Raw genomic sequence first — 15,604 nt, 5'->3', positions numbered from 1 at the left:
CCCCTGCGTGCACCTTTCCCCCTCCCACAGGATTCCACATGAACAAGCTCTACGTCGTCATGGTCGGCCTGCCCGCGCGGGGCAAATCCACCATGGCCCGCCGCATCCGCGAGGGCCTGGAGGCAGAGGACTTCCGCGTCGAGGTGTTCAACAACGGCGAAATCCGTCGCTCCATGCTGGGCGTGGATTCCGCCCGCCCGGAATTCTACGACCCGGACAACGCGGAAGGCCGTGCCCGGCGCGAGGAAATAGCCCGGCTGAACATTGCCGCCGCGCGCGACTACCTGGCGGGCAACGGGCACGTGGCCATTCTGGATGCCACCAACGCCAGCCGTGCCCGGCGGGCCACCATAGAGGCCATGCTCACGGATCATCCGCTGCTGTTCGTGGAATGCGTCAACGACGATCCGGTGGCGCTGGGCGCGGCCATCCGGCGCAAGACGCAGATGCCGGAATTCGCGCGGGATACCACGCAGGCGGCCATGGAAAGCTTTACCAAGCGCATCCACTACTACGAGCGCATGTATGCCCCGTGCGCCGACGAGTCGTGCTGGGTGCGGGTGGATACGCTGGAAAACCGCGTGGTGGGCGAACAGATAGGCGGGCGGGTGCCGTACTACCACCGCATCCGGGACATTCTGGTGTCCGCGTGGGTGCGCAACCTGTACCTGATCCGGCACGGCGAGACCTACTACAACGTGGAAGGGCGCATTGGCGGCGATTCGGACCTGACCCTGCGCGGGCAGGCCCAGGCCAAGGCGCTGGCCGCGCATTTTGCGGATATCGAGGTGCCGTACATCTTCACCTCTACCCGCAAGCGCTCGGCGCAGACGGCGGCCCCCATGCGCGAGGCGCGTCCGGGTGCCACGGTGATGGCCCTGCCGGAGTTCGACGAGATCGACGCGGGCGAGTGCGAGAGCCTGCGGTACGACGACATCCGTCGCAAGTTTCCGGATGCCTTCGCGGCCCGCCAGCGCGACAAGTTTCACTACGTGTATCCGGGCGGCGAGGGCTACGTGACCCTGCGCGAGCGGGTGGAGCGCGGGGTGCGCCGGGCGCTGTTTCTGGCCGGGGGCGCGCCGGGGGTGATGATCATCGGGCATCAGGCCATCAACCGGATGATCCTGTCACACTTCCTGTACCGGCGGACGGAGGATGTGCCGTACATCTTCATTCCGCAGACGCAGTTCTACCACATAGTGGCCACGCAGCGGAAAAAGCTGTTCGAGTTGGTGCGCTTCATGTGAGGCGGGACGTCTTCATCCTCTGGGCCACCCCCAATGGAAAAGTTTGGAAGGGTGGAGGGGGTGTGGGGGAGGAGGGAAACTTTTCAAAGTTTCCCTCCTCCCCCACATTCTTTCCTTCTGTTTTCTTCTTCTACGCCTCCGGCTTCACGCCGTTGCGGGGCACATCCTCGTAGCCGGTGAACATGGCGGCGATGTGCGCGGTCAAGGTGTGGCCGGTGGTGGTCATGTAGACGTGCACGATGACGAAGGCCAGGAAGGCGAGGGCCCCCAGGGTGTGCAGCACGGCCACGGCCTTCAGGGTCAGGCTGCCCGCAAAGCCGAGCTGCGGCCACTGGTTGTAGGTGTAGTAGAGAAACCCGGTGATCATCTGGAACGGTACGAGAAACGAGACGATGCCGAGGTAGGTCAGCCGTTGCAGGGGGTTGTGCTTGGCGCGTTCGCTCTTGGGCACGGGGTGTGGTTCCCCCTTGAAGATGCCGGAAAGGTAGTAGCGCACCACGTCCATCAGCTTCAGGAAGGTGGGCACGTAGTGCTTCCACTCGTCGGTGACGGCCATCCAGAACACGATGAAGGCATACAGCACCAGCCACGACCACGCGCAGAAGTTGTGCACGGCGAAGGCGCGGCCAAAGCCCAGCAGGGTGAAGGTGCCGTGGATTTCGAAGCCGGTGACCAGCAGCACCAGGATGAGCACGGTCTGCGCCCAGTGCCAGAACCGCTCGAACCGGCTGTACAGGTAGAGTCGTTCGGTGGCGTGCATGGCTAGTCCTCCTTGCGGTTGTTGCGGCCACGCGCGGCCAGGCGCAGGAACCCGTGCACGCCCACGGCCAGCACGGACCCGGCAACGGCGATCCACCCGGCAGCGTCCACGCCCACGTTGCGGTCGCGCCCCGGCATCCACACCCCGCCCACGGCGGCAAGGCGGCTGCCCCCAGGCTTGTGGCATTCGCCGCAGGCCACGGACTTTTCCTTGGGGGCCACCTGGTGGGTGATGGGGTAGTAGTAGACGGTCTCCACGAATTCCAGCTTGCCGCTGAAGGGCAGATTCAGCGACTTCTGCCCGGCCTCCACGGCCTTCATCCAGTCATAGTTCTTCCAGTAGGCGGCGTCGTCCTTGCCGAACAGGTGCGGCGCCACGAAGGTGCGGTTGCCCGCGTCGAAGGGCTGGCGGCCCCGGTGTGCCTTGAAGGGCATGATGCGCGACTTGGGGTCTGCCGGGCCGCCGTCGATGCGGTTGATTTCCACGGGCTTCGCGGTGTCGGCAATCTTGTCGGTCAGCAGCAGGAATTCCATGCGTCCGTTGGACCAGTGGTATTCGGGGGTGACGTCCTTTTCCCAGCGAAAGTCGCCCTTCTTGCTGTCGTAGCTGGGCTTGCCGAAGGGCCCCTTTTCCGCGAACGGCTTGCCGTCCTTCTTCTTGCCCGCCGTGGACCAGTCCCACCACATCTTGGTGGCCATTTCGCGCGCAAAGGCGGGAATGTGGCAGGTCTGGCAGGCCAGCTTGTCGGTATGGTCGTTGGCCTTGTGCCCGGCCTTGTGCGGGGTTGCGGTATGGCACGATTCGCAGGCGATGCGGTGCACCCGGTCGTCGTCCAGCACGCTGGTGCGTTCGGTGAAGGCGGGCTGCTTGTAGGTGCGCCCGGCAATGACGTGGGCCTCGGTGGTGTGGCAGCGCTGGCAGGTGAAGTTGGCGCCCTTCACGTCCATGTGCACGTCCAGTTCGCGGCTGGGCTTGAACATGGTGGAATCAAGGTCGCCGTGCTTCACCGCGTCGCCCCCGCCGCCGTAGAAGTGGCAGACGCCGCAGTTGTCGCGGGTGGGACGGCCCACGGAGGCGGCAATGGCGTTGTAGTCGGGCGGGTTGAACGTCTTGCCCTCGAACTCGGTGGGTTCGCTGGCGGGCAGCCCGGCCATGGTGGGGAATTTCTTGTAGGTGCCGGTGTGGTCGTGACAGACCATGCAGTCCACGTTTTCCTGCGACGAGAAGTCGAACTGCGCGTTCTTCCAGCCGAAGCCCGCGTGGCACGAGGTGCAGCGCGGCTCGTTGGAGGGAATGGCGATGCAGAAGTTGTTGAAGGTGATGCCGCCCTTGCCCATCTTGCGTTCCGGGTCGGCGGGGTCCAGCCAGGTCCAGTGGATGGTCTTGTGCACCTGCTGCGCGGCGGCGTTGTGGCACGACAGGCAGGCCCTGGTCACTTCCTGCGGGGTGGCAAAGGGCTGTTGCAGGGCCGGGTGGCGGGAATGATCGGCGGTGATGACGTGGGCTTCCGGCTTCTTCACCGCGCCGGTGGCCCCTACGGGCACCCCGGTGGCCAGTTGCGCGGCGCGGGCCGGGGCCACCGGCGCAAGGGTCAGGGCAAGGCCCGGCAGCAGGCACAGCAGCAGGAGCAGCAGGATCGGCTGTACTGGCGGGATTAACGGGATTGGCGGCGAACCGCCATGTGCCCGGTGGGGCGAAACGTGTGGCGACGACATGGGACTCCTCCTTCAGCGGTGAACGTCAGCGGGTAAGCCCTGCGCTACGCGCGGGGCGGATGTGCGGGATGGTGACCGGGCGACGGAGCCATGCCGGGGGTGGTGGCGGTCCAGGCGGAACGGCCCGTCAGGGCCAGCACCAGCGAGACGATGCCCAGCAGCCCGGCAAGGCCAAGATGCGTCCAGTCCAGGTACATGGTCAGGGTGGGGCCCCAGTCGAAGCCGGGCAGGTTCTTGCCCACCCGCATGGCCCCGGTAACGATGAGCGCCGCCACCAGCCACAGGCGTAGCGTGCCGCCGCCCGTCAGGTGATACAGGGCGGGGTGGCGATACGGGGTGGAAAGGCGCTGGGCGGTGAACAGGCGGGCGCTGCGCGGCCCGGCACAAGCCCGCACGGTCAGCCACGCACCAAGTGCCAGCAGCACGGCGGCGGCCCCGTAGTGCAGCAGGTGGGTGAAGTAGAAGTCGGCAGTCCAGGCCAGGCCGGGCACGGCGGCAATGCCATAGCGCGCGGCAATGGGCATCTGGGCCATGCCGGTGACGCCGAGCACGCTGGCGCAGGCGATCCACAGCCAGCGGGCCACGGGCAGGGGATGGGATACGGGCGTAGCGTCAAGATCGTCTGTGGCGTCATCTACCCTGCGGGGCGGGCAGGTGGGACAGTCGACGGCAGTGGACAGGCGGCAGGTCGGGGTGTCCGGCCTGTCTGGGGTCGTTGCCGCATTTGGCGCGTTCGTACCGTCGGCATCTGCGCGAGCCATGTCGCCGATGCCGCGCGCCACGCGCAGCAGGGCGGCCCCGGCACCGGCCAGCGGCGCGGTGACCAGCGCGGCGGCCAGCATGGTTTCGTCCCGCATGGCGTCGGCCACGGCGTGGAAATGCGGCCTGCCGGGACCCAGCGTGGCGGAAGCCTGTACCGGAGCCTTTCCGGCGTCCTGTGCGGCGTCCTGTCCGGCACTCGGCCCGGAAACGTTCGTCGCAGCCTTTGTCGCGGCATCCAGCGCCGCCTGAATTGCCGCGAAGGGCACGGGCGAAAGATAGATGGTCGAGGTGCCGCCGTTTTCGTCCAGCCCGTACAGATGCCAGCCGCGCTCGGCAGCCAGACGGCGGGCCTCGGCGATGATGGCATCGCGCGGGCCGATGGACTGCACCGCGTTGGGGCAGGCTTCGATGCAGGCTGGGGTGCCGCCGCGTGCCACCACGTCGGCGCAGCGGTCGCACTTGTACATCACGCCGTTGCCCGCGTAGCGGGGCAGCAGGTCCAGATACAGGCCAACGCCCGTCTGGCGCTGGGGGATGTGCCACGGGCACACCGTGCGGCACTTGGCCCCGCCCAGACAGATGTCCGCGTCGATGGACACGGTGCCGCTGGCCTCGCGCCGGGCCGCGCCCCACGGGCACAGGTTGGCGCAGGGTGGGTTATCGCAGTGCAGGCAGCGGCGGGGGATGTTCAGTTCCACCTGCTGCCCGCCGTGCTGCCCGCCGTGCTGCACTGTCACGCTCTGGATGTACAGCCAGTTGTAGGGGGTCAGCCGGTCGTCCGTGTCGCGCCGGGCGGACCAGTCCTCGGCCTTCACCGAGGCCGGGAACATGGGCGGAAAGGGCTTTTTGGGTTCCGGATACCGGGCCGCGTTGCGGTCGTGGCAGACCTGCACGCAGGCTCCGCAGCCCACGCAGGCGGAAATGTCGATAAGTGTGGCGAAGGGGCCGTCGTTTCCGGCCATTTCCCGTCCGGCGGGCACGGGCGCGCTGCCACCCGCGCTCGTGCCCGCCGCCGCGGAGGGGAACATGCCGGTTGCGAGGGAGGCGGACCCGGCGAGCCCGGTGCCCGCAAGGCCCTTGAGGAAACCGCGCCGCGAAAGGCGGCGGGGGGATGCTGCGTCGATGGTGCGTGAGGTCATTCCGGTGCCTGTGTGCTGATGAATGGGGGCGCGCACGTGGCGCATCCGTACAGCTGTGAGCAGGAAGCGTGCCCACCCGCGCTGGAATGCTAACATGCCGATGTGACATGTCTTTTATAAAGATGGGCAGGGGCAATAGCCTGCTTGCGCGGTGGTGAATTTTCGGCATATGCTGCGCCATGTGGTGAAAAATTGATCATATGGCGCAGCGTTCGCCAGTGGGGCGTGATGTCCCATGGCGGTGCCCGGCCTGTGCCACCAGCATGCGATTTCGATCGTCAGGGGCGGACAGGGCGCACGGAAACTGGATCTGCAAGGATTCGTTGTGATTCCGGCAAGTAATGGCGCAACGGCAACGAAGCGCCATGCGCCGCCCGTCTGCCCTGTGGCATGCCCGGCCCCGTTTTTTTTGAGGCGCGCAACGGCCCCGATGCTGCATGGCGATGGGCGCGCCTGAGGGCATGGCACCGCGCCCGGCACATGCCCGCGCCCACACCAACCAAGGAGAACGCCATGAACGCCCTGGAATCCGGCCGCTTCCTGCGCGAGGTCATCAACACCATCAACGACGGCTTCTTCCTGGTGGGGCCGGATGGCCGCATCCTGATGGCCAACCCGGCCCTGGAGCGGTTGACCGGCTACGAGGCGGGCGAACTGGTGGGCCAGACCTGCGCCATTCTCAATTGCGATGCCTGCGTGCGCTCGCGCTCGCTGGGCGGCGGCCACTGGTGCCGCCTGTTCGACCGCAAGGACGAGCACCGCAAGCGTTGCACTCTGGTGCGGCGTGACGGCACGTCCATCACCGTGCTCAAGAATGCCAAGGTGCTGAAGGAGGATGGCCGGGTCATCGCGGCGGTGGAGACCATCACCGACATTTCCGCCGTGGTGGAAAAGGACCGGCGCATCGAGGAGCTTTCGCGCCTGCTGGGTTCCGACGAGGGCTTCGCGGGCATGGTGGGTACTTCGTCCGCCATGCAGCGGGTGTTCCGGATCATCGAGCGGGCGGCGGAAAGCGATGCCCCGGTGCTGGTGCTGGGGCCATCGGGCACGGGCAAGGAACTGGCGGCACGGGCCATCCACGAACTGGGCCGCCGCAAGAACGGGGCCTACGTGCAGTTGAACTGCGCGGCCCTGAACGAGGCGCTGCTGGAAAGCGAGTTGTTCGGCCATGTGCGCGGGGCGTTCACCGGGGCCATCCGCGACCGGCAGGGCCGGTTCGAGGCGGCCCACGGCGGCGACATCTTTCTGGACGAGATAGGCGACATCCCCCTGCCCATCCAGGTGAAGCTGCTGCGCGTGCTGGAAACCAAGCGCATCGAGCGGGTGGGCGACAACGCCTCGCGCGAGGTGGACGTGCGCATCATTGCCGCCACCAACCGCGACCTGGGGCGGCTGGTGCGGGCGGGCAGGTTCCGCGAGGACCTGCTGTTCCGCATCAACGTCATCCCCATCCACCTGCCGCCGCTGGCCGACCGGCGAGAGGACATTCCCCTGCTGGCCGCCCATTTCCTGAAAGGCATCCGCGAGCGCGACGGACGCGACGTGACCGGCCTGACGCCGGAGGCCCTGCGCCTGCTGACGGCCTACGGGTGGCCGGGCAACGTGCGCGAACTGCGCAGCGCACTGGAATATGCCTGCGTCATCGCCGATGGGGGGAGGCTGGGCGTGGAGCATTTGCCCCAGCATATCGCGGGGGCGGGGTGGCACCCGGAATGCGCCGGAACGGGCGGGGCGGCGGGGTACACCGGCCAGGCCAGTCAGATCGGGCACGCCGGAACGGGCGACCGGCATCCGGGGCTGCATCCGGCCCGGGCCGGGCACGAAGGGCAGGAGAACATGCCCCACACGGAAACGGGCATTGCACCGTCTGCTGGCGCGTTCGGCTACGGGGGGCGCCCGGCCCGGCACGAGCGCGAACGGGCCGAACTGGTGGAAGCCCTGCGCTCCGCCGGGGGCAATGTGTCCGAGGCGGCGCGCCTGCTGGGGGTGCACCGGGGCACGGTGCGCAACCGCATGCTGCGCCATGGCATCGATGTGCACAAGGCCGTGGCGGGGTAGCCCGCCGGACTTCATGCGGACAGGTAGTGCGGGAAGGGAAGGGGCAGGATGCCCCGCGCCTTGCCCACGGCCCCGTCCTTTTTGTTGTAAAGCCATTGCGCGGCAGCGGTCCGGGCCGGGGCGGCCAGTGGACAGCCGCCCGTTGCCGGGAGTATAGAAGGCGGCATCCGTACGGGCGGGTCCAATGTCGCGGGATTCGCCGGAAACCGACAGGCCGGAGCTGGCCGGCGCGCCCATTTTGCCCGGAATGCCCAGCGGTAGAATCGACCGGACCGCGTATGCGGCGCGACCATGCCAAACGGCACCACACCGACCACGGACAATCCGAGACATCTCCCACGCACCAGAGGTTCATTCCATGTTCGCCATCCGCCGTCTCCGCCCCGCCGCCGTGCTGGCCCTGTGCGCCCTGTGCGTGCTGCCCGTCCTGCTCGCCGCCTGCGGGGGGCGCCAGCAGCCCGCGCCGCAGGCGCAGGAACAGGCCCTGCCCGCCAAACCCGTCCTGGAATTCATGACCAGCAATCCGGCCGGGGCGTCTGCCGTTCTGGACGACCCGGAATTCGGCACCGGCATCCGGGTGGTGGTGGAGGGTCTGTTCACCTCCGCCACGGGAGAGGAATGCCGCCGCGCCACCCTGCTGTCCCAGCACGGCGAGGCAGAGGTGGTCATAGCCTGCCGCCCGGCTGGCAGCGGCGACGACGTTGCGTGGCAGATGGCCCCGCGCATCTGGGGGCAGGGGATAGCCCGCCCCGCGCAATAGGGATTTTTTGCGCCAGCCGGATATGCCGGGACAGGCGCATCGGCGGACGTGCCGGATGGCCTTCCGCTTCGGGCGGGCGCGCCATCCCCGCCGGAACCATCACGACAGAGACCGCATGCTTCCATCCGCCGGGTGCACACCGCGCCCGGCGTAGCCAATTACGGATACCCGCCATGGATACCGCATCGCTTTTCCGCCACGCCGCGCCCAGTCACGTCGCGCCCAGCCATGTCGCGCCCAGCCACGTCGCGCCCAGTCACGTCGCGACCTGTCGCGCGGGGGCTGCCGCATGGCTGCCCGCCCTTTTCCTGCTGCTTGTGCTGGGCGTCCTGCTGGGTCCGGCTTGCGCCACCGCGCCTGCCGCCCCGTCCGAGGCCAAGTCGCCCGCGTCTTCCGGAGCCGCCCCGGCCACCGGAGCCGACCTGCCGCCCTTTGCCGCCAACCTGTTCCAGGGCAACTTCGGACAGGCCCGCAGCGCGGAGGCGCGCGAATTGGCCCCCGGCGACCGGCTGGTGCTGCGCCTGTGGGGCGACCGCAACTTCGACGGCGTGGTCATGGTGAGCGACGCTGGCGACATCGAACTGCAGGATCTGGGGATCGTGCCCGTGGCCGGGCTTGCCCAGGCCCAGGTGATGGAGGCCATCCGCAGCAAGCTCAGCGCGTCCGGCGTGGAAAACGTGCAGGTCTACGTAAGCCCGCTGGACGGGCGGCCCGTGTCGGTCTTCGTCACCGGCTTCGTCATGAAGCCGGGCCGCTACAGCGGCGCGCCGTCCGATTCGGTGCTGGCCTTCCTGGACCGGGCGGGTGGCATCGACCCCCGGCGCGGCAGCTACCGCACCATCCGCCTGTTGCGCGGCGGCGCGGAACTGGGCAGCTTCGACCTGTACCCCTTCGCGCTCAAGGGCGCGCTGCCGCTGGTGCGCCTGCTGGATGGCGACACCATCGTGGTGGGCGAAAAGGGTCCGGCCGTGTCCGCCAGCGGCGAGATACGCAACGCTGCGCGCTTCGAATTCCGCAAGGGCGAGGCCACCGGCGCGAAACTGGCCGAAATGGCCGATCCGCTGGCCACGGCCTCGCACGCCAGCATCGTGGGCACCCGCAACGGCGCGCCCTTCAACCTGTACCTGCCCCTGCGCGAATTCCGCACCCTGCCGCTGGCCGACGGCGACCGGGTGGAATTTCTGGCCGACACCCCCGGCGACACCATCATGGTCGAGGTGCAGGGGGCCATCCGGGGGGCGTCGCGTTTTCCGCTGAAGCGCACCGCCCGCCTGCGCGACGTGCAGCAGTACATTGCCGTGGATGCCGACCGGGCCGACCTTTCCGGCCTGTACATCAAGCGGCGCAGCGTGGCGGCCCGCCAGAAGCGCGCCATAGAGGACGCCCTGCGCAGGCTGGAGGAAAGCTCGTTCACGGCCACCTCGGCCAGCCCGGAAGAAGCGCAGATTCGCAACCACGAGGCGGAGATGATCGCCAAGTTCGCCGAAAAGGCCCGCAACGTCACGCCCGAGGGCATCGTGGTGGTGGGCAGCGGCGGCAAGGTGGCCGACATCGCGCTGGAGGACGGCGACGTCATCGTCATTCCGGAAAAGAGCGACGTGGTGCTGGTGACCGGCGAGGTGGTTATGCCCCAGGCCATCGTGTGGAACGGCGACAGGCGCCTGAAGGACTACGTGCGGGGCGCGGGCGGCTACACCAACCGCGCGGATACCGGCAACATCCTGCTGGTGCGTCCCAACGGCGAGGTGTTCCGCACGTCCGACACCACCATTGCGGCGGGGGACCAGGTGCTGGTGCTGCCCCGCGTGGATTCCAAGAACCTGCAAACGGTCAAGGACATGTCGCAGATTCTCTACCAGATCGCGGTGGCGACCAAGGTGGTCATCGGCCTGTAGGGGAGTTTCCGGGTGGTCTTTCGCCCGTTGACGGGCCGTCCCGCAAGCAGTCCCCCCGTGGGGAGGGCGCCGGGCAACGGCCCTGTCCGTCAGGAGCAGCACATGAAGGTCAGCGACCCCAAGGGCCAGCCCCGGCAGGAAGACGCCGGGGAGGAAACCGGCCTTACCGAAGAGGAGCGCCGCGCCCTGCGCGCCGCACGGCGCGATGCCCTGCTGGACGTGCCGCTGGATTTGCGCACCCGCGTGCAGGAGGACAAGCGCCGCAAGCAACGTGATGCCCCCAAGCACAAGGGGCGGGGCTTCGAGGACGACGGCGGCACGACCGGGGGCAGGGGCGGAAAGGACGGGGACGACTAGCCGATCGGGCCGAGTAGGCCGGGCCAGCGCCGCTGCCCTTCACCGCCACTGGCAGCTCCTGGCTGCGGACCGGCTGCCCCCCCCCAACTGCCGTGGTCGGCATGACCGGCATGACTGGCATGATTGGCATGACTGGCACAACTGGCACAATCGGCCAGGAGCCGACGGTTCGAATTCTGGTTGCGGAAGAACACAGCAAGAGCGCCGATGGACATGGTCCGTCGGCGCTTGTTGCGTTTCCGGCCATGCCGGAGGGGAATTTTCGATCAACAGGCGTGGAGCACGGGGAAATGGTGCCCCCGTGCGAGTTGCCGGGCCGGTTACGCCGTGCAGCAGGTCTTGCGCAGGGTTTCCATTTCCTCTTCTTCATCGGCGGGGTTGCCCAGGTCCAGCACGTGGCGGCCCAGCACGTAGTGCATCAGGCGGGGCTTTTCGGCCGATTCCTCCAGCGCGTCGATGATGCGGGCGATGCGCCGGGTGGAGCGCAGTACGCCGTCCAACTGTTCCGTCAGTTGCGTGGTGTCCATGCGGTGCAGCACGTCGGCCAGCCGCGCGGCGGCGGCGTGGGCCTTGGAGCCTTCGGGCAGCAGTTCGCGCAGGTCGTCGGCGGCGTGCATGGCGTCGTCCCAGTCGTCGGCCATGTCGTCCAGCAGTTCAGCGCAGTATTCCGCGTGGTTGCGCAGGATGGCCAGGGCGTTGTTGCCGTGGTGGGCCACGGCCCCGGCGGCCTTTTCCAGCGCGTCGCGGGCCACGGCCACGCGGCTGCCGGTGGTCAGGGCCACGATGCGCGCGCATTTGGCCAGGAACCGTGCGTCATAGCTGTCGAAGCCGTGTTCGCGCTCGGAATACAGCAGCACCAGCCCGAAGGGCGGTCGGCCACCACGGTCGCGCAGCACGAAGGCCAGGCGCGAGCGGTAGCCCACCTTGTAGGCCATGCAGTCGTATGAATCGCCGCCCCGGTCCATGCCCATCAGGTTGTTGGAAAGCACGTGGCGGGTGCCGTCGCACACCGCGCGCATGACCGGGTGACCGGCCAGGCCTTCTTCCAGCACCGGCGAAAAGAGCGGGATGGGGCCGCCGTCCTCGCGTTCCGCCGCGATGATCTGCCATTCGCCTTCGTCGTCGCGCAGGCGGCACACGAACATGTCGGCGTGAAAGGCGCGCAGCAGCACGGCGGCGCTTTCGCGCAGGACCATTTCCGGCGGAGCCATTTCGTCGGCGATGCCCAGAAGCTCGCTGGTGACGCGCAGCAGCGTTTCCGTGTCGTGGCGCTGGGCGGTGAGGCCGGACAACAGTTGCATCAGGTCGCGCCAGTTGCGGATGGGCGCGGCGTGCATGTCGGGCCGCCAGCCCGTGTCCAGCACGGCCTTTGCGGCGGGCAGCAGGGCGAGGATGGCGGCGCGCGCCCTGGGCGGTGCGGAGCGGAGCAGCAGGGAGATGTCCTGCCGCAGTGTGCGGGGGGCTGTGGGGGGCATGAGGGGGCGGATTCACGGTCCGTCGGCCGGTTCGCAAGTCGGCGCGTGCACCGGTGTCCGCACGCCGCTGGGGGCGGTGGCACGGCGGACACAGGGCCGCGCGAGTGCTACATAGATATCCGACGTCACAATGTCCAGTACAAAAGCACAAGGTGTTTGACATCACCGCCGCCCCTGCACTATGAGACGTATCCCGTCACGGGCGGCGGCGGGCTGAAGCAAGCCGCAGTCGTTCGTTGTCACACGGGGAGGGCGGGTCATGGCGCTTTCGGGCGACATGCCGTATGGTCCTGCCATCATTGCCTTGCCGTGATTGTCTGACAATATCGGGGCGGTTAGCTCAGCTGGTAGAGCGTCGGCCTTACAAGCCGAATGCCGGGGGTTCGATCCCCTCACCGCCCACCATTGTAACGTCGAGAGCCAGATGCAAGTCTGGCTCTCTTTCCGTTTTCTGGGCGGGTCGGGCCGCACGGTGGTCCGCACAGCCTTGGCGGCAGGTTTGAGGGATGCCGACCTACGGCGATGTGGAAAGGAAGTGCGTCAGGGGGCAGCTCAACGCTTCGGCCAGCTTACGGGCGTTCTGCGTGGCGATGGGGCGGCGATGGTTTTCCATCTCGCTGATGTGCCGCTGCGGAATGCCTGTGCGGCGCGAAAGCACAGCCTGGGTCATGCCCTCGCGGTAGCGCAGGCCGCGCAGAATGGCGGCAGGGGACATGTCGAGAATCGATTCGGGCAGCACGGCTACAGGTCCTCCGGCGTCAGGCCGGTGTGGCGGGCAATGCGGGCCAGCATGCGGGGGCCGATTTCTTCCTGGTCATGGAAGGAGAACACGTAGTCAGGCCAGCCGGAGCGTTCAAGGGTACGGTGGGAACCGGCGCGACGCTTTTCCTGCCAGCCGATGCGCAGCAACGCGGCCAGCAGTCTGCGGGCCTTAACGGAGGGCCAATGGCTCATTGCTGGTGGCGAAGGTGATCTGCTCGATCCCGGGCACAGAATCGCCGTGTTCCAGTCGGTCTGCAATGACACGCAGGGCAAGGGCCTTGGCTTTGGTGGTCGCCATCTCCGCCGACGGGGCGTAGGCCATCACGCCGGGAAGTTCCATGACTTCGGCCAGCCAGCGCCCGTCTTCTTCCCGTTCGACTTCAATGGTGAAGTTCATGCGTGTTCTCTCCCTGTCGGGGTGGGCTGCGGCAAGTTTCTCGGGCCACATGCCCGGAAATTCGAATTCCGTGAAGCCTACCCATAGTCATGAATGCCCACAGGTGCAACAGTAATCAGGTGAAGGGAGAGCGTGCGGGTGTGCGGGACTAGTTTTTTGTAACCGTGCCTGTACGCACGTTGACCGAGTATTTCGCGCGCGTTTTCTCGCCGGGGCGTTCAACGCATTCCACGGTATACGTTGAGCCAGCCGTATTCTTTACGGAAAGGGCTTCGTGGCAGGGGTAACCAGCGTCACCGATACCCCGGCGATTCCTCTTTCGTTGCCAGCGGAGGGGCTTTCTGCTTCTTCTTCGGGCAGCACGGACTGCGCGAGAGCAATTCCTTGATTCAATGTGTCGGCACTGATTGAGGCATATTCGGCAATGTTGCCTCGTGTGCAAATGGCAAGAGAGTGCTGTTTATTTACAGATAATACGCCGTGAAATGGACTGAATGTCAAGATGGGATACTCGTGGCTGGCGGATCCTGCTGGGGAGGGGGCGCGGTGTGCGTTTTTGGCTGACGAATGGCGCTGATGATACCAATTGCGGCGAGCGATACAGCGAATGTTGTCACCCACACAGCCCCAGCGATTTGTTGAAATGCCGTCGTGGCCTGAAAATATGTCAGAAATCCTTCAAGTGCTGAGAGCAACGTCAAAAGGGCCAGCACTCCCTGAATCAGTGCATGCATATCGGCAACCTCCTATGGCGCTAGAATGACATTTTTGACCTCTCCCCCACGGACAGAAACGGTTTTCATGATTGCACCGCCTTGAGGATTGTGTGTCCCCGCAGACCACACGACAGATGTCATTACAAAAAAGTCCCCATTCGCCACGTTTTCAAAGGTGAAGTACCCTTGGGCGTCGCACTGCGTTTTGAGCATGTGTTGCTGATATTCTAGGTTTTCCGGAGAAAATAAGAGTTTGTTTCCGATGGCAGAGGTCCCAGCCATATCATTACCGTAGATAGCAATGAATCGTTCCGAAGAATACGCAGTCTTTGGAACCAAGGCCACTGGATTTCCTGCGCAGGTCACGACCCCTCCGCCTTGCTGTCGCCAAAGCGCACTGCCTTTGATGGTATTCGGCCCTTTTTCCAGCAGCGGTTTTGTTTCAGAGTAGTTGTAATTGTTTGCTAGGTAGACCACACGAGGCTGCGGGGTCGCACAGCCCGAGATTAAAGCCAGGACCGTTGCGAGCAAAGCCGAATAAACTAGGCGAATTTTCATGCCTCCTCCTTTTAGTAAGGCTGTTACTGGCCCGCCGCATCCGTCAACGAGGGACGGAAGCCCATTTGGTTGAGGGGCTTTCGTGATTCATTTCTTTTGGGGGGTGATTTCTGGACGCGCGGTATAGGGGCCAAACAGTATGTGGTTCCATATCGTGTATGCCGTCCATTTGGCCTCGTCTTGGGTGCAGTATACGAGGTAGGCGTTTTGGTCGCGAATATGTGGGCGCCATACGTATGTTTTACAGTCTTTAATTTCTGACTCTCTGAGCTTGCTGTCGATATATGGAGTTGTGTTAGTGCGCCATACGTAGTCGTACTGGCCCTCCATCCCTTCAATTTTTACCGGCTCTGGTTTGTTGGGCTGCGAGAACCACAACGCCGCTGTAAATCCAGCGACCAAGACAACAGCGATGCCGACAATACCATTTTTTTTGTCGTTCGTTGCCCTTAGCGGAGTTGGTTCGGCCTGCTCGGCGTCGGGACAATCATGGATTTTTTGGACAGCGGGCTCGGTATCTTGCAAAGATGCGACTTCCATTGGACCGACATCACGCCCGCAGTGCTTGCAGACGATGGCGGCTGGCTGAATCTCTTCAGCGCAGAATGGGCATGTGCGCGTGGGCGGCACTGGGGGCGCTTCCGATTCAATCTTCGGCATGAACCCAACTGTGAGCAGACCGATGGGGCCGAGGAGTGTGCCGCCAATGAACCATAGGCATCCGCTACGGCCTTTGGATGCCCCCACCAAGGCCGCTGCCACGCCACAACTAAGCCAGAAAAACACCCACTCCATGCGATCCCCTTTTTCGCAAATCCGTTATCAGTCGACTACATCCATGGCAACGGGGAATGGAAAAGCTTCGAATTGGGGCTTTCGTGGTTCACTCGTGACCCACGTCGACCATGGCAAGCATAGAGGGGTTCGTCCGACAGGACGAACCCCTTTTCGTGTTGCTCTGCCCGGCACCTTTTTCAGAACGGCGTGCCAAGGTCCCGCCGCG

The 15,604-nt window shown here is 65.8% G+C and carries 15 protein-coding genes and 1 tRNA gene; 6 read left to right on the top strand and 10 right to left on the bottom strand.

All coding sequences use genetic code 11. The annotated features are described in order from the left end of the window. Positions 1–38: 38 nt before the first annotated feature. Positions 39–1,247, top strand: a complete 1,209-nt coding sequence (locus ABWO17_RS15790) for a histidine phosphatase family protein (RefSeq protein WP_353120210.1) — start codon at positions 39–41, stop codon at positions 1,245–1,247. A gap of 130 nt (positions 1,248–1,377) precedes the next feature. Here ABWO17_RS15790 and ABWO17_RS15785 read toward each other — a convergent pair whose 3' ends face one another. From ABWO17_RS15785 to ABWO17_RS15775, 3 genes are read right to left on the bottom strand one after another with little or no spacing between them, the layout of a single operon-like run. After that, a complete protein-coding gene (locus tag ABWO17_RS15785; protein WP_353120208.1) occupies positions 1,378–2,007 on the bottom strand; it encodes a cytochrome b/b6 domain-containing protein in 630 nt (209 codons plus the stop codon). Positions 2,008–2,009: 2 nt separating this feature from the next. Next, positions 2,010–3,722, bottom strand: coding sequence for a tetrathionate reductase family octaheme c-type cytochrome (locus ABWO17_RS15780; protein WP_353120206.1), 1,713 nt, complete (start codon positions 3,720–3,722; stop codon positions 2,010–2,012). A 44-nt stretch (positions 3,723–3,766) separates the two neighbouring features. Further along, on the bottom strand, positions 3,767–5,623 hold the full coding sequence (locus tag ABWO17_RS15775) for a 4Fe-4S dicluster domain-containing protein (RefSeq protein ID WP_353120204.1): 1,857 nt from the start codon (positions 5,621–5,623) through the stop codon (positions 3,767–3,769). Between the two features lie 513 nt (positions 5,624–6,136). Here ABWO17_RS15775 and ABWO17_RS15770 point away from each other — a divergent pair. The 4 genes from ABWO17_RS15770 (at position 6,137) to ABWO17_RS15755 (ending at position 10,693) form a co-directional block, all read left to right on the top strand. Then, the gene (locus ABWO17_RS15770) at positions 6,137–7,681 is read left to right on the top strand and encodes a sigma-54 interaction domain-containing protein (protein ID WP_353120202.1); all 1,545 of its coding nucleotides are present in this window, start codon (positions 6,137–6,139) and stop codon (positions 7,679–7,681) included. Positions 7,682–8,039: 358 nt separating this feature from the next. Then, a complete protein-coding gene (locus ABWO17_RS15765) occupies positions 8,040–8,441 on the top strand; it encodes an RT0821/Lpp0805 family surface protein (RefSeq protein ID WP_353120200.1) in 402 nt (133 codons plus the stop codon). 173 nt (positions 8,442–8,614) lie between these two features. Then, complete coding sequence (locus ABWO17_RS15760; RefSeq protein WP_353120198.1) at positions 8,615–10,336, top strand: polysaccharide biosynthesis/export family protein; 1,722 nt, start codon at positions 8,615–8,617, stop codon at positions 10,334–10,336. A gap of 102 nt (positions 10,337–10,438) precedes the next feature. Further along, entirely contained in the window at positions 10,439–10,693 is a 255-nt protein-coding gene (locus tag ABWO17_RS15755; protein WP_353120196.1) for a hypothetical protein, read from the top strand. 320 nt (positions 10,694–11,013) lie between these two features. Here ABWO17_RS15755 and ABWO17_RS15750 read toward each other — a convergent pair whose 3' ends face one another. After that, positions 11,014–12,168 carry a hypothetical protein gene (locus ABWO17_RS15750; protein ID WP_353120194.1) on the bottom strand — a complete coding sequence of 385 codons (1,155 nt, stop codon included), beginning with the start codon at positions 12,166–12,168 and terminating at the stop codon, positions 11,014–11,016. 329 nt (positions 12,169–12,497) lie between these two features. Between ABWO17_RS15750 and ABWO17_RS15745 the strand changes: the two genes are divergently transcribed. Beyond that, positions 12,498–12,573, top strand: a tRNA-Val gene (locus tag ABWO17_RS15745). A gap of 109 nt (positions 12,574–12,682) precedes the next feature. Here ABWO17_RS15745 and ABWO17_RS15740 read toward each other — a convergent pair. The 6 genes from ABWO17_RS15740 to ABWO17_RS15715 all read right to left on the bottom strand — a co-directional run bounded on the left by ABWO17_RS15740 (position 12,683) and on the right by ABWO17_RS15715 (position 15,396). Further along, positions 12,683–12,907, bottom strand: a complete 225-nt coding sequence (locus tag ABWO17_RS15740) for a helix-turn-helix domain-containing protein (protein ID WP_353120192.1) — start codon at positions 12,905–12,907, stop codon at positions 12,683–12,685. 2 nt (positions 12,908–12,909) lie between these two features. After that, entirely contained in the window at positions 12,910–13,122 is a 213-nt protein-coding gene (locus ABWO17_RS15735) for a type II toxin-antitoxin system HicA family toxin (protein ID WP_353120190.1), read from the bottom strand. Further along, a complete protein-coding gene (locus tag ABWO17_RS15730) occupies positions 13,100–13,327 on the bottom strand; it encodes a type II toxin-antitoxin system HicB family antitoxin (RefSeq protein ID WP_353120188.1) in 228 nt (75 codons plus the stop codon). Before ABWO17_RS15730 ends, ABWO17_RS15735 begins: the two co-directional genes overlap by 23 nt. A gap of 497 nt (positions 13,328–13,824) precedes the next feature. Continuing rightward, the gene (locus tag ABWO17_RS15725) at positions 13,825–14,061 is read right to left on the bottom strand and encodes a hypothetical protein (RefSeq protein WP_353120186.1); all 237 of its coding nucleotides are present in this window, start codon (positions 14,059–14,061) and stop codon (positions 13,825–13,827) included. A 12-nt stretch (positions 14,062–14,073) separates the two neighbouring features. Further along, positions 14,074–14,601: a hypothetical protein gene (locus tag ABWO17_RS15720; protein WP_353120184.1), complete on the bottom strand. Its 528-nt coding sequence runs from the start codon at positions 14,599–14,601 to the stop codon at positions 14,074–14,076. An 87-nt stretch (positions 14,602–14,688) separates the two neighbouring features. Further along, a complete protein-coding gene (locus ABWO17_RS15715) occupies positions 14,689–15,396 on the bottom strand; it encodes a hypothetical protein (protein WP_353120182.1) in 708 nt (235 codons plus the stop codon). Positions 15,397–15,604: the final 208 nt, after the last annotated feature.

The sequence above is a fragment of the Nitratidesulfovibrio sp. genome (genome assembly GCF_040373385.1).
Classification (GTDB): domain Bacteria; phylum Desulfobacterota; class Desulfovibrionia; order Desulfovibrionales; family Desulfovibrionaceae; genus Cupidesulfovibrio.
This window is presented reverse-complemented; position numbering and strand designations above follow the sequence as displayed.